At 70.3% G+C, this 12,991-nt stretch carries 12 protein-coding genes; 6 read left to right on the forward strand and 6 right to left on the reverse strand.

From position 1 onward, the window contains the following. The first annotated feature begins 20 nt into the window (after positions 1-20). Entirely contained in the window at positions 21-2,345 is a 2,325-nt protein-coding gene (locus tag MTBUT4_RS07510; protein WP_173979055.1) for a nitric oxide reductase activation protein NorD, read from the forward strand. 219 nt (positions 2,346-2,564) lie between these two features. Here the strand turns inward: MTBUT4_RS07510 and MTBUT4_RS07515 are convergent, their stop codons facing one another. Then, on the reverse strand, positions 2,565-2,933 hold the full coding sequence (locus MTBUT4_RS07515) for a hypothetical protein (RefSeq protein ID WP_173979056.1): 369 nt from the start codon (positions 2,931-2,933) through the stop codon (positions 2,565-2,567). Between the two features lie 38 nt (positions 2,934-2,971). On the opposite strand from MTBUT4_RS07515, the gene MTBUT4_RS07520 reads away from it, so the two are divergent. After that, complete coding sequence (locus MTBUT4_RS07520; RefSeq protein WP_173979057.1) at positions 2,972-3,121, forward strand: hypothetical protein; 150 nt, start codon at positions 2,972-2,974, stop codon at positions 3,119-3,121. Positions 3,122-3,342: 221 nt separating this feature from the next. Here MTBUT4_RS07520 and MTBUT4_RS19690 read toward each other — a convergent pair whose 3' ends face one another. The 5 genes from MTBUT4_RS19690 to MTBUT4_RS07540 all read right to left on the reverse strand — a co-directional run bounded on the left by MTBUT4_RS19690 (position 3,343) and on the right by MTBUT4_RS07540 (position 8,731). Further along, positions 3,343-3,474, reverse strand: a complete 132-nt coding sequence (locus MTBUT4_RS19690) for a hypothetical protein (RefSeq protein WP_256367230.1) — start codon at positions 3,472-3,474, stop codon at positions 3,343-3,345. A 234-nt stretch (positions 3,475-3,708) separates the two neighbouring features. After that, positions 3,709-5,055: an HlyD family type I secretion periplasmic adaptor subunit gene (locus MTBUT4_RS07525; protein ID WP_173979058.1), complete on the reverse strand. Its 1,347-nt coding sequence runs from the start codon at positions 5,053-5,055 to the stop codon at positions 3,709-3,711. Beyond that, positions 5,052-6,764: a type I secretion system permease/ATPase gene (locus MTBUT4_RS07530; RefSeq protein ID WP_173979059.1), complete on the reverse strand. Its 1,713-nt coding sequence runs from the start codon at positions 6,762-6,764 to the stop codon at positions 5,052-5,054. The genes MTBUT4_RS07525 and MTBUT4_RS07530 overlap by 4 nt, the downstream gene beginning before the upstream one ends. Before the next feature lie 116 nt (positions 6,765-6,880). Beyond that, positions 6,881-8,425, reverse strand: coding sequence for a hypothetical protein (locus MTBUT4_RS19260; RefSeq protein WP_217424128.1), 1,545 nt, complete (start codon positions 8,423-8,425; stop codon positions 6,881-6,883). A 126-nt stretch (positions 8,426-8,551) separates the two neighbouring features. Continuing rightward, entirely contained in the window at positions 8,552-8,731 is a 180-nt protein-coding gene (locus MTBUT4_RS07540; protein WP_173979060.1) for a hypothetical protein, read from the reverse strand. 108 nt (positions 8,732-8,839) lie between these two features. Here MTBUT4_RS07540 and MTBUT4_RS07545 point away from each other — a divergent pair, with 108 nt between their 5' ends. From MTBUT4_RS07545 to MTBUT4_RS07560, 4 genes are all read left to right on the forward strand, one after another. Continuing rightward, positions 8,840-9,052 (forward strand): hypothetical protein, encoded by a 213-nt coding sequence (locus MTBUT4_RS07545; RefSeq protein ID WP_173979061.1) that lies wholly within the window; start codon positions 8,840-8,842, stop codon positions 9,050-9,052. A gap of 85 nt (positions 9,053-9,137) precedes the next feature. Beyond that, complete coding sequence (locus MTBUT4_RS07550) at positions 9,138-11,117, forward strand: amylo-alpha-1,6-glucosidase (RefSeq protein WP_173979062.1); 1,980 nt, start codon at positions 9,138-9,140, stop codon at positions 11,115-11,117. Next, positions 11,114-11,407, forward strand: a complete 294-nt coding sequence (locus MTBUT4_RS07555) for a hypothetical protein (protein ID WP_254434779.1) — start codon at positions 11,114-11,116, stop codon at positions 11,405-11,407. The genes MTBUT4_RS07550 and MTBUT4_RS07555 overlap by 4 nt, the downstream gene beginning before the upstream one ends. 151 nt (positions 11,408-11,558) lie before the next feature. Beyond that, positions 11,559-12,974, forward strand: a complete 1,416-nt coding sequence (locus MTBUT4_RS07560) for a methyl-accepting chemotaxis protein (protein ID WP_173979063.1) — start codon at positions 11,559-11,561, stop codon at positions 12,972-12,974. The last annotated feature ends 17 nt before the right edge of the window (positions 12,975-12,991 follow it).

Genomic DNA, 12,991 nt, shown 5'->3' on the forward strand with positions numbered 1-12,991 from the left:
ACCCGCGAGGGCCGCCCGCCATGACCGTGAACCTCGAGGACTATCGGACCGAGCTGTACGCTCACGCGCCGGAACTGGCGCTTACCCTGGACGCCACGGTCCACGAGGCCGCACGCATCCTGTCGCCGGCGGGACTCAAGGATTACCTCGACGGGGCGCGGGGCTTCGTGACCCTCGGCCGCGGCCCCCAGCTGCTGGTCACCTATCTGGAGACCCTTCCGCTGGTGGCGAAGGAATGCGGCGAGGACGTGGTGCGGGACTGCGTGCACTCGGTGATGAAGCTGTCCTCCATGACCTCGGGCGATGTTCTCACCCTGGTTTACGCCACCCTGCCCACCGCCGCCAACCGGCTGGGTGATCCGGACCTGCTGCGCGGGTATCTCCAGCTCCTCCACCGCCTGGTGGCCAAGGCGCCGCGCGGATTGCGGCCCATGCTGGGCCAACTGGACGAGCTTCTCGGCAAGCTCACCTTGTCGGGGCTGCGCCGCTGGGCGGATTTCGGCGCCGAGGCCTATCGCCGCGACCTGCCGCGCCAGGCGGCGTATTTCGGCCTGCAGAGCGAGGACAGCAAGGCCGTCCTCCAGCGCGAGCGGAAGGGCACCCTGTTCGTCGATTCCCAGCGCAAGCTCAACTTCTATCTGCGGGCCTTCTGGGGGCGGGATTTCTTCCTGCGTCCGACGGCGGCCGACCACATGGGCTTCCGCCCCTTCATCGAGGCCCGCACCCTGCACCTGCCCGATGCGGTGGACGGCCTGGGTGACGTCGGCGGCATGGACATCTTCCGTGCCATGGCCGCCCACATGGCCGCCCATCTGGCCTATACCACGCGTCCCCAGTCGGCCGAGGCGCTGGCCCCGGCCCAGCAATTCTTCGTCGGGCTGATGGAGGACGCCCGTGTCGAATACCGGGCCTGCAGGGACTTCCCCGGAATGCGGCGGCTGTGGATGTCGCTGATGCCCGACGGCGAGACTCCCCATCCCGAGCATGAATCGGTGGCTCTGATCGAACGCTGCGCCATCGCCCTGCTCGACCCCAAGCGTCCCACCGGCGATCCCGACCTGGATCGCCTGGTCGCCCGCTTCCACGACGCCGTCGGTCCGGGTGACGAATCCTTGTCCATGGACCTGGGGCTCGACGTGTTCAACGTCTTCGCCCACCGTCGCGCCGTGCCCAGCTTGCGTATCCTGGAGGCCCTGCGCATCCCCTATCGCGACGACAACCGCTTCGTCTGGTCCAGTGACCATTTCGACTGGCTGGACAGCGCCGCCTATCTGCCCGCCGGCCAACGCCAGATCCGCAAGCACGTCGGCTTGATGGAGTTCATCAACGAGACCGACGTGGAGAACGCCGGTGACGATGCCCAGGAAATCTGGGTGCTGGGCACCGAGCTGTTCCCCTACGAGGACGAAGGCGTCTCGTTCAACCAGCGCGAGGGCAAGGAGCCGGTCTCGGACCCGGTCCACTACCAGGAATGGGACTATCAGGTGCAGTTGTACCGCCCCAACTGGGCGACCCTGCGCGAGCGGCGCCAGGGCAGGGGCGACCCCGGGCGCATCGACGCCCTGCTGTCGGCGAACCGGGGGGTCAGCCAACGCATCAAGCAGATCGTCGATCGCCTGCGCCCCCAGGGCGTGTCGCGTCAACGCAAGCTGGAGGACGGCGACGAACTGGACCTCAACGCCGCCGTCGATGCCATGGTCCAGCTGCGCATGGGGCTGCATCCCGACACCCGCATCACCATGCGCAACGTGCTCAACCGGCGCGACCTGTGCGTGCTGGTGCTGCTCGACCTGTCCGAATCCACCAACGAACTGGTGCGCGGGGAGGACAAGTCGGTGCTGGAGCTCACCCGCGAGGCCACCGCGCTGGTCGCCACCGCCATCGCGGGCATCGGCGACCCCTTCGCCATCCACGGCTTCGCCTCCGACGGCCGGCACGACGTCCATTACTACCCGTTCAAGGATTTCGACCAGCGCTTCGACGGCGACGCGAAAAGCCGCCTCGCCGGCATGACCGGCGGGTATTCCACCCGCATGGGGACGGCGCTGCGTCATGCCGGCCGGCATCTGCTGCAACGGGGCGAGCGGCACAAGCTTCTGCTGGTGGTGACCGACGGCGAGCCGGCCGACATCGACGAGCGCGATCCCCAATACCTGCGCCTGGATGCCAGGAAGGCGATCGACGAATTGCGGGCCTCGGGCGTCCACCCCTATTGTCTGAACCTGGATCCGAATGCGGACCGGTACGTGGAACGAATCTTCGGGGCCAACAACTATACCATCATCGACCACGTGCGCCGCCTGCCGGAGAAGCTTCCCGCCCTGTTCGCCCACATCACGGCCTGACGCCTGGGTGGAGAAGCCCATCCGGCCGCCGACGCCCTCCCCAAGTCGGCCCCCCCTGCGGCTTTTCTCTGCCGCCTTCCGATTAGAGCCGGATGCTATCAGGTTGAATCCGCCTCTAAATCAATAAATTAGAGTGCGATTCAGACACCGGCTCTAGGAGGTGTGCCCTCTTAGGGATTCACAGCTCCTAACGGTCAAGCCGTCACGGTCGCCGAGGTGTCAGGCCGTCCCGAGACCACCGAACCCAGCTCGAAGCGGTTCCTGCCCTGATGCTTGGCGCGGTAGAGCGCCTGGTCCGCCGCGTCGATCAAGGCCAGGGCGGCGGCGGCGCGAAGCCGGCGGGCAGGCGCCCCACAGCTCGGCCGCCGCCTTGCGGCCGGTGTCGTAGGCGGCGCGGAAATCGCCGCAATTGGCATGGAAATGGACCATGGCCTCGAACACCACCATCCGTTCCTCGACGCTGCGCGCCTCGGCCAGCGCCCGGCTGTAGGCCAGCGCGGCCCTGGCATAGTCCAGCGCCGGCCCATAGGCGATGGCGAAGAGGTGGTTGTCCAGGTCGTCCTCGGCGGTGTCCCGCAGCAGCGCCATGCCGATCAGGCGGTCGGGCGAGGCGGAGCTTGGCCTCCATGCCCGGCATGCCCTCGGCCATGACCTCGTACAGCGTCACGCCGCCGAAATCCTCCATCACCATGGCCAGGGTGTGTCCGGTCCTGACCAGGTCGAGCACCCTGATCACCGCCGGGTGGTCAAGGGACCGCAACAGCTCGAACTCGTAGCGAAGACGCGCCAACTGGCTGGCGGTGGGATAATCCACCGCCATCACCTTGATGATCACGGGCAATCCACCAGTTGCGAAACGACCCTGTAGCCGGGAAGCGCGTACATTTCGCCGAATGCTGAGTGGGGCGAGGCGAATGTAAGTCATCGGCCGGACAACAGGTGCGGCTTCCGTCGCGCCTGCGCGGGAATGACGGCGGAGGACTGGGATTCCCCCCCCTCACCACTCGCGGGTAGGCGGCGCCTTGCCCAGGGCGACCAAGCACTGGGGATTATCGACGTAATAGTGCAGGCGGGCATTGAACGGCGACGACACCCCGCCCTGGTCCTGGCGGTGCATGACCCGTTCCATCATTGCGACATCCCTGGGGACCGGGCAATGCTGCCGGATCTCGCACCCGTCGCAATGGCGCCGCATGTGTTCCATGGCATCCTCCCATTCCGGACCGGAGCCCCCAAGGCCCCCCTTCGCCGACCGAAGCTTAGGCGGACCATACCGCGCAGACCCATCGGATGTCTGCCCCACCCCGACCGAAATCACAGAACATTAACCAGCGGCCCGCTCCACCTGGACGTTCGGGCGATCTCATTTCTCGGTCAACCCCACCGCCATGGCGCGGGTCAGGGGTGCCAGCAGATATTCCAGGGCGGTGCGTTCGCCGGTGACCACCAGCACGTCGGCCTGCATGCCCGGGGTGAGCGGGCCGGGCAGGCCTTTCAGCGATACGGGATCGAGGCCGATGCGGGCGAGGTAATAGGGGGCGCCGTCCCGCTCGTCGTGCAGCAGGTCGGCCGAGACCCCCGTCACGGTGCCGGCGGCGGGCGGCGTCAGCCCGCGCAGGAAGGTGCGCAGCCGCACCTGGGCCGGCCGGCCGGCATGCACCCGGTCGATGTCCTCGGGGGCGATGCGGGCCTCGACGATCAGCGCTTCGTCCTTCGGCACGATGTCCATCACCGCCTCGCCCGGCTGCAGCACGCCGCCCACCGTGTGCACCTTCAGCCCCACCACCACGCCGGCACGGGGAGCCCGCAGGACGGTGCGGGCCAGGGCGTCGTCCACCGCCGCCAGCTGCTGCTCGACGTCGCGGATCTGGGCTTCGACCTCGCGCAGTTCGCCCGCCACCTCGTTGAGGTGCTTGTAGTCGATGTTGGAGATCTCCAGCTCGGTGCCGGCCTGGGCCTGGCGCAGGCGGGCGATGCGCGCGGTGTAGTCGTCGCGCTCGCCGCGCAGCTTCTCGGCCTCGCGCTTCAGGGCGAGCAGGCGCGGGCGCCGTTCCAGGCCGCGCGCCACCAGGCCGCCGACCGAGCCGATTTCCTCCTCGACCAGGCTGAGCTGGCGGTCCTTGGACCGGCGCTCGGCCTCCAGCGCGTCGGCCTCGCGGTCATAAAGGACCAGCCGCTTGCGCAGCACCGCGATCTGGCCGTCCAGGGTGGTGCGGCGGGCGCGGAACAGATTGGCCTGGACCCGACGGATTTCGTCGATGCGGGGCGATTGGACGGGCGGCAGGGCACTGGCGAAGTCCACCGCCCCGGTGCCGTCGCGTTCGGCCACCAGGCGGGCGCGGGTGCCCAGGCCGTCCCAGTACTGCGACAGCAGCTGGCCGCGGCGGGCGCGGACGGCGACGTCTTCCAGCAGGACCAGCGGCTGGCTGGCCGCCACCTTGTCGCCGTCCCTGACCAGGATGGCGCGCACGATGCCGCCCTCGCGGTGCTGCACGGTCTTGCGGTAGGTATCGACCTTGACCTCGCCGGGGGCCACCGCCGCCTCGTCGAGCGGCGCCGTCGCCGCCCACAGGCCGAACCCGGCGAAGGCCACCACCAGGGTGGCGAAGCCGATGCGCAACGCCAGGCCGCCGCCCACCGGCTCGCTGCCGGCGACCTCTGGGACGGCCTCGGGGGGAACCGCCTCGCGGGCCGGCAGCAGCGCGGTCATGCCCCGGCTCCCTGTGCGGTGGCGAGGCGGCCGGCGGCGGGTGCGCCCGGCTGCGGCAGCACCCGGGCCATCACCTCCTCGCGCGGCCCCAGCATCTCCATCCGCCCCTCCTTCAGCAGCAGCAGGCGATCGACGGTCATCAGCACGCGGGCGCGGTGGGCGATCACCAGGGTCGTCACCCCCTGCCCGCGCGCCCGCAGCAGCGCCCGGATCAGCGCGTTCTCGCCCTCGGAATCCAGGTTCGAATTGGGCTCGTCCAGCACCAGCAGGCGCGGCGAGCCGTAGAACGCCCGGGCGATGGCGATGCGCTGGCGCTGCCCGCCCGACAGGTTGCGCACCGCCTCGCCGATCTCGGTGTCGTAGCCGAGCGGCAGGCGCAGCACCATCTCGTGCACGCCGGCCGCCTGCGCCGCCGCCACCACCAGGGCATCGTCGGGCTTGCCCATGCGGGCGATGTTGCGCTTCACCGAGCCGGGGAACAGCTCGACGTCCTGCGGCAGATAGCCGATGTGGCGGCCCAGGTCGTCGCGGTCCCAGGTGGCGAGGTCGGCGCCGTCGAGGCGGGCGCAGCCACGGTTGGGGGCGAGGATGCCCAGCACCACCCGTGCCAGCGTCGTCTTGCCTGCCGCCGAGGCGCCGATCACCCCCAGCGATTCGCCCGGCGCCAAGGCGAGGTCGATGCCGGCCAGCACCGGCCGTTCACGCCCCGGCACCTCGACCGTCACCCGGTCCAGGGTCAGTCGTCCGCCGGGTACCGGCAGCCGGGTGGTCGCCCGCCGCGGCGCCGGACGCTGCAGCTCGGCGGCGATGCGGGCCAGGGCGGCACGGGCGGCGATGACGCTGCGCCAGCTGCCCACCAGGCTTTCCACCGGCGCCAGGGCGCGGGCCAGGATGATGGAGCCGGCGACGATGGCGCCGGCCGACAGCTGGTCGTTGATGGCCAGCCACGCCCCCAGGGTGAGCACGGCGATCTGGATGAAGAAGCGCCCGAAGCGGGCCAACGCCGTCAGCAGCGCCGCCCGCTGCAGGCCCCGGCCGGTCAGCGCCTCGGTGCGCGCCGCCTCGGTACGCCAGTCGGCGATGATGCCGCCCAGCATGCCCATGGCCTCGATCACCTCGGCGCGGCGCACGCAATCGTCGGCGCGCGCCTGCGCCTGCTGGACCCGCAGGCCGGCGGCCCGCAACGGCGTGCGGGTGGCGTACTCGCTGGCGATGGCCAGGCCGAACAGCACCAACGCCCCGCCCGTGGTCAGCCAGCCCAGGGCCGGATGCAGCAGGAACATCACCGCCACATAGACCGGCACCCAGGGCGAATCGAACAGGTGGAAAACGGCGGCGCCGGTCAGCACCCCGCGCACCACCGCAAGGTCGCGCAGCAGCGACGCCCCCGCCGCCGACTCGCCGGTGGCGCCACGGCGCACGCCACGCACCAGCAGCGCCGGCGCCCAGGCGCGGTCGAGCCACAGCCCGGCATGCACCATCAGCCGCGACCGCACCGCCTCGAGCACGGCGTGAACCGCCAGCGCCCCGGCCGCGATCACCGCCAGCAGAGCCAGGGTCTCGCCCGAGCGGCTGGACAGGACGCGGTCGTAGATCTGCAGGGTGTAGAGCGGTACCGCCAGGATCAACAGGTTGCCGAACAGGCTGAAGACGGCGACCGCGGCGAATGTCCGCCGGGCGCCCGCCAGGATGCCGTCGTCGCCGGCCATGGGCTTGCCTCACCGCTTGGGAAGGGGGCGGCCGTCCACGCCGAAGCACGGACGGCCCCACCGCTTGAAAAGGATAGCGGCCGACCGTGCCGAAGCACGGACGGCCGCGAAGTTCCTTAGCTGAGGAACCAGTCGGCGGTGACGTCGCCCTGCTGGACGTTCTCCAGCGTGAGCGTGCCGCCGTCCAGGGTGAGCACCACCGGCGTGGCGCCACCGGTATCGGTCCCGGTGTCGGTCCCGGTATCGGTGCCGGTATCGGTCCCGGTATCGGTGCCCGTATCGGTCCCGGTGTCGGTACCCGTATCGGTCCCGGTGTCGGTCCCCGTATCGGTGTCGGTGCCGGTGTCGGTCCCGGTATCGGTGCCGGTATCGGTCCCGGTATCGGTGCCCGTATCGGTGCCGGTGTCGGTGCCGGTATCGGTCCCGGTGTCGGTCCCGGTATCGGTCCCCGTATCGGTCCCGGTGTCGGTGCCGGTATCGGTGCCGGTGTCGGTGCCCGTATCGGTGCCGGTATCGGTGCCGGTATCGGTCCCGGTATCGGTCCCGGTATCGGTCCCGGTATCGGTCCCGGTATCGGTGCCCGTATCGGTGCCGGTGTCGGTGCCGGTATCGGTCCCGGTGTCGGTGCCGGTATCGGTGCCGGTGTCGGTGCCCGTATCGGTGCCCGTATCGGTGCCGGTATCGGTCCCGGTATCGGTCCCGGTATCGGTCCCGGTGTCAGTCCCCGTATCGGTGCCGCCGCCCAGGGTGGACAGCACGGTCGAGACGTCCTGGCCGGTGGCGATCAGCAGGCGGTCGCCGTCGGCGAAGCTGAAGTCCTGGATGACGTCGTTGCCGCCGTCATAGATGAACAGATCGGCCCCGGCGCCGCCGTTGAGGACGTCGTTGCCTGCCCCGCCGGAGAGCACGTCGTTGCCCTCGCCGCCCTGCAGCACATCATCGAAGGTGCTGCCGACCAGGACGTCGTTGCCGCCGCCGCCATCGAGCTGATAGCCGGAAACAGCCGTGGTGGCCGATCCGCCCGCACCGGTGGTGCCGGTGCCGGTGTCGTCGGTGGTGCCGGTATCGGTGGTGCCGGTGTCGGCGCCGGTATCGGTGGTGGCTGTGTCGTCGGTGGTGCCGGTGTCGTCGGCGGTGCCGGTGTCGTCGGTGGTTCCGGTATCGGTGGTACCGGTGTCGTCGGTGGTACCGGTGTCGTCGGTGGTACCGGTGTCGTCGGTGGTACCGGTATCGGTGGTGTCGCCGGCCGTGCCACCGGTGCCATCGGTGGTGTCACCGCCGGTTGCCCCGCCGGTTCCGTCAGCCGTGCCGCCGGTATCGGTGGTGCCCGTGTCGGTCCCGGTATCGGTATCGGTATCGGTCCCGGTATCGGTTCCGGTATCGGTTCCGGTATCGGTCCCGGTATCGGTGTCGGTTGCGCCGCCGCCGGCCGGCAGGACGTCAGGGGCGATCAGGATGTCGTTGCCGTCGCCGCCGACCAGGATGGAGGTCTCGGGCGAGCCGATCAGCAGGTCGTCGGAGGATTGGCCGGTGACCGTGACGTCGCCATCAGCGGCGGTGATCACGGTCAGATTGTCGCCCGCGGTCGCCGTGGCGCCGCCCGTGGTGCCGTTGCCGGTGGTGCCAGCATCGGTACCGGTCGAGGTTGTCCCGTTAGCCATTGGGGAGCTCCCTGTCGAAGTTGCCAACTGGAGAAGCCAACGGGCGAGCGGTGAAACCGTTGCATCCGATGACGGCCATAGGCTTTCGATGCCGGCGATCATGCCGCCGGCGCGGGCGCCGGGAAACTATTCGTGGTCTGGTTCGGGGCTCGAGGGGGCCACCGCCTTGGGCGGGCGGTTCTTGTCCTCGTTGGAGAAGCGGAAGCGCCCGGCCAGGATGCACCCCTTCATGCCGGGGTCGCAGGGCCGCCCCGCCACCTTGGTGCAGGTTCCGTTGATGTCGTGGGGGCAGCCCCAACCGCTCATGATGAAAAGGCCTCCTGTGCCGGCACCAGCATAGCGGAACCGCGGGAGTGGCGGAACCCGGCCCGCGCCCGCGGTGTTTCGCTTGCAGCGCGGAGACGGGAGGACGTCATGCGGGTTGCGGATGCGGCGATTGGACTGGCGGCGGTGGGAGCGGGGTGGCTGGTGGCGCGCGCCCTGCTGCGGCGGCGCTCAGCCACCGGCTATGTGGGCGGCAACCCTGAGCACCGGCCGCCCAGCCCCGAGCGCCTGATCGGGCTGCCGCCCGGCCACCGCAGGGCTGGCGACAGTGCCGAGGTCCTGGCGGGCACCCGGCCCTCCTGAGCCCTGCCTTCCCGAGCCCGGTGGACGGGTGCGGCGCCGGCGCCTATTCTGAATCGCAGCACGCCTCGTCACCGGAAGGACCGCCATGCCGGACCTGATCCGCCGCCTTCACCCGACCGATCCGGGCTCGACCGAGTGGCCCGGCCCGACCGAGTGGATCGTCGCCAACGGCCTGGGCGGCTACGCCACCGGCCTGGTCGCCGGCGGCCCGATCCGCCGCTATCACGGCTGGCTGGTGGCGGCGCTGCCGCCGCCCCTGGGCCGCACCATGCTGTTCAACCACCTCGAGGAAACCGTGCTGGCACCCGGCGGGCACCGCCTGGCGCTGGGCGGCGAGGTGCTGAAGCTGGCCGAATTCCGCCTGGAGGATGGGCTGCCGGTATGGCGGTTCGAGGGCGGCGGCGTGGTCGTCGAGCGCCGCCTGGCCATGCCCTGGCGCCGCAACGAGACCCATCTGCTGTGGCAGATCCTGGCCGGCGGCGACGGCGATGCCGGGATCGAGCTGCGTCCGTGGCTGCAGCCGCGTCCCCACGGCACCCCGGTGGACGCCCCCCTGCCCGGTCCGCCCAGGGTGGCGGCCGAGGGCGGGCGGGTCGAGATCGCCCTGGGCGCCATGCCGCCGCTGCGCCTCGCGCTGGAAGGCGAGGCGCCGTCGCTGGACCTGGGCGCGGGCGACCGCCGCGAATGGTACTACGCCAACGAGGACGACGGCGGCGACCCGGCGCGCGGGCCGCTGTGGAGCCCCGGCACCCTGTCGGTCCGGTTCGCCGGCGGCGCCGCCGCGCTGGTGGCCTCGGCCGAGGATTCCTCGTCATCCACCGCCGCCACCTTCGCCGCCGAGCGGGCCCGCCGCCGCGCCCTGGTGGCCCGGGCTCACCCCGCTTTGCATGACGGCGCAGCCGCCGAACTGGTGCTGGCCGCCGATGCCTTCGTCGTCACCCCCCGCCACCGCCCCGACCACGACGGCGACGCTGCCCGTTCGATCATCGCCGGCTATCACTGGTTCACCGACTGGGGCCGCGACACCATGATCAGCCTGGAGGGGCTGACCCTGCTGACCGGCCGCGCCGACGAGGCCGCGCCGATCCTGCGCAGTTTCGCCGGCCACGTGCGCGACGGCCTGATCCCCAACATGTTCCCCGACGGCGCCGAGCAGGGCCTCTACAACACCGCCGACGCGACGTTGTGGTTCTTCCACGCGGTCGGCCGCTGCGTCGCCCTGACCGGCGACCGCGCCCTGCTGACCGAACTGCTGCCGGTGCTGTCCGACATCATCGAGCACCACCGCCGCGGCACCCGCTTCGGCATCGCCGTGGACCCGGCCGACGGCCTGCTTCGCCAGGGCGCCGACGGCCTGCAGCTGACCTGGATGGACGCCAAGGTGGGAGACTGGGTGGTCACCCCGCGGCGGGGCAAGGCGGTGGAGATCAACGCCCTGTGGTACAATGCCCTGGCCCTGATGGCCGAGTGGCTGGAGGCGGCCGGCGATGCCGCCGGGGCCGCCCGCGCCGGCGCCGATGCCGCCCGGGTCCGCGACTCCTTCAACCGCCGCTTCTGGGCGCCGGCGCTGGGCCATCTCTACGACGTGGTGGACGGCGAGGGGGGGGACGACGCCACCTTGCGGCCCAACCAGCTGTTCGCGCTCTCGCTTCCCAACCCGGTGCTGGAGCCCGCCCATTGGCCGGCGGTGGCGGCGGCGGTGCGCGACCGCCTGCTCACCCCGGTGGGCCTGCGCTCCCTCGCCCCCGGCCATCCCGACTACAAGCCCCGCTATGTCGGCGACCAGTGGGGCCGCGACGGCGCCTATCACCAGGGCACGGTGTGGGCCTGGCTGATCGGCCCCTTCATCGATGCCTGGCTGCGCGCTTATCCCGACGATGCCGAGGGCGCGCGGGCGGTGCTGTCGGCCATGCTGCCGGAGTTGGACCGCTTCGCCGTCGGCACCCTGGGCGAGGTCTTCGACGCCGACCCGCCCCATACCCCGCGCGGCTGCATCGCCCAGGCCTGGAGCGTGGCGGAATGGCTGCGCGCCTGGGTCCGCGCGGCGGAAGCCCAACCCGGATGATGGCTCGACAGGGGGCCGGCGGCGCGGTCACACTGCCGCCGCCCATCCACCAGATCCGAGCCGCCATGCCCCCCTCGCCCGCCCGTATCTGGCGCACCCCCGCCGGAGGCACCGTCGCCTGCGCCGAGAAGCTCAAGGTGCTGGAGCAGAACCTGGAGGAATTCGAGACCGTCGCCCGCGACATCCTGGAGGACGCCGCCCTGATGGGCTGCGACGTCGAACAGGTGCGCGCGGTGTTGCGCGAGCGGCTCGATTTGCTGCGGGTGCGATATTCGGGCCGCGGCATCTAACACACAATTATTTTGTGATTACTCCTTGCGGTCAGGCCGTCGGCGATGATTGACCGATGGGGTGTGCGTTTGTTTTACTGGATTCAACATCGTGAGCGCGGAGACCGCGCCGCTGGGGTCAAGAATAACGGTGCCTCTGGGAGATCGCGGTATGGTCGTTAGCGGCGTGCAGGTTCAGCCGGCCGGGGGCAAGGCTGACCATTTCGCTTCGGAAGTCCTGGAGAAGATCGAAAGCCTCAGCCTCGAGGTGGCCGACATCGCCGGGACCATGGATGGCCTCGCCAAGTTCGTGCAGCACCAGGAGGATTTGTTCGGCCAGTTGAAGGGCATCGCCCACTGCATGGCCGACGCCATCCGCCGCATCGACGGCGCCGGCCGCGAGACCCGCGAGGTCACCGAGCAGGCCGGCCGCCAGTCCACCGATTCGCTGGGCACCATCGGCGGCGCGCTGGCCGACATCAACCGGCTGGTGGGCGCCGTCCAGGGCATCGAGGAGCGGCTGGAGGAACTGGAAAGCGCGCTGGGCGAGGTCAGCACCATGTCGCGCGACATCCAGAAGATCGCGCGCCAGACCAACCTGCTGGCGCTGAACGCCACCATCGAGGCGGCGCGCGCCGGCGAATCCGGCAAGGGCTTCGCGGTGGTCGCCACCGAGGTCAAGACCCTGGCCCGCCAGACCGCCGACGTCACCTCGGGCATCGACGACACCGTGGGCAAGCTGTCGGGCTCGGTGACCGACCTCATCTCGTCCTCGACCGACACCCTGAAGATGGCCGATTCGGTCAATGCCGGCGTGGCGGTGATCAACGACGCGGTCTCGGTGTTCGGCCAGGCCATCGGCACCGTCGAATCCCGGGTGTCCGACATCGCCCAGGCGGCCGGCGTGTCGCTGGAGCAGTGCGGCGAGGTCATCACCGAAATCGACAAGTTCTTCGAGGGCATCTCCCGCACCAGCGAGTCGCTGCGCCGTGCCGACGAGCGCATCTCGTCGCTGCTGCAGAACTCCGAGGAACTGATCGGCTTCATCGCCGATTCCGGCTACCGCACCGGCGACACCCCGTTCATCGAGTTCGTCCAGGTCGGCGCCACCCGGATCTCGGGCCTGTTCAACGAGGCGGTGAGCGCCGGGCGCATCTCCATGGACGATTTGTTCGACGAGGATTACCGCCCCATCGAGGGCAGCAACCCGATCCAGCACATGACCCGTTTCGTGCGCCTGACCGACACATTGCTGCCGGAAATCCAGGAACCGGCGCTGGAATTCGACGAGCGGATCGCCTTCTGCGCCGCGGTCGATCGCAACGGCTACCTGCCCACCCACAATCTCAAGTTCTCGCAGGCGCAGGGTCCGGACGCGGTGTGGAACAACGCCAATTGCCGCAACCGGCGGATCTTCAACGACCGCACCGGCCTGCGTGCCGGCCGCAACACCGAGCCGTTCCTGCTGCAGACCTATCGCCGCGACATGGGCGGCGGCAAGTTCGTGATGATGAAGGACGTCTCGGCCCCCATCACCGTCGGAGGCCGCCACTGGGGCGGCCTGCGCATGGGCTACCGGATGGGCTGACGCCGGTCGGCAGATGA

Source organism: Magnetospirillum sp. UT-4, assembly GCF_902729435.1.
In the GTDB taxonomy this organism is placed as follows: Bacteria; Pseudomonadota; Alphaproteobacteria; order Rhodospirillales; family Magnetospirillaceae; genus Magnetospirillum.

Coding starts and splice junctions, on each gene's coding strand:
- MTBUT4_RS07545 (WP_173979061.1), top strand. CDS start 8,840: ATGCGGGTTGCGGATGCGGCGATTGGACTGGCGGCGGTGGGAGCGGGG.
- MTBUT4_RS07560 (WP_173979063.1), top strand. CDS start 11,559: ATGGTCGTTAGCGGCGTGCAGGTTCAGCCGGCCGGGGGCAAGGCTGAC.
- MTBUT4_RS07530 (WP_173979059.1), bottom strand. CDS start 6,764: ATGGCCGGCGACGACGGCATCCTGGCGGGCGCCCGGCGGACATTCGCC.
- MTBUT4_RS07525 (WP_173979058.1), bottom strand. CDS start 5,055: ATGACCGCGCTGCTGCCGGCCCGCGAGGCGGTTCCCCCCGAGGCCGTC.
- MTBUT4_RS07510 (WP_173979055.1), top strand. CDS start 21: ATGACCGTGAACCTCGAGGACTATCGGACCGAGCTGTACGCTCACGCG.
- MTBUT4_RS07555 (WP_254434779.1), top strand. CDS start 11,114: ATGATGGCTCGACAGGGGGCCGGCGGCGCGGTCACACTGCCGCCGCCC.
- MTBUT4_RS07520 (WP_173979057.1), top strand. CDS start 2,972: ATGCCCGGCATGCCCTCGGCCATGACCTCGTACAGCGTCACGCCGCCG.
- MTBUT4_RS07515 (WP_173979056.1), bottom strand. CDS start 2,933: ATGGCGCTGCTGCGGGACACCGCCGAGGACGACCTGGACAACCACCTC.
- MTBUT4_RS19690 (WP_256367230.1), bottom strand. CDS start 3,474: ATGGAACGGGTCATGCACCGCCAGGACCAGGGCGGGGTGTCGTCGCCG.
- MTBUT4_RS07540 (WP_173979060.1), bottom strand. CDS start 8,731: ATGAGCGGTTGGGGCTGCCCCCACGACATCAACGGAACCTGCACCAAG.
- MTBUT4_RS07550 (WP_173979062.1), top strand. CDS start 9,138: ATGCCGGACCTGATCCGCCGCCTTCACCCGACCGATCCGGGCTCGACC.
- MTBUT4_RS19260 (WP_217424128.1), bottom strand. CDS start 8,425: ATGGCTAACGGGACAACCTCGACCGGTACCGATGCTGGCACCACCGGC.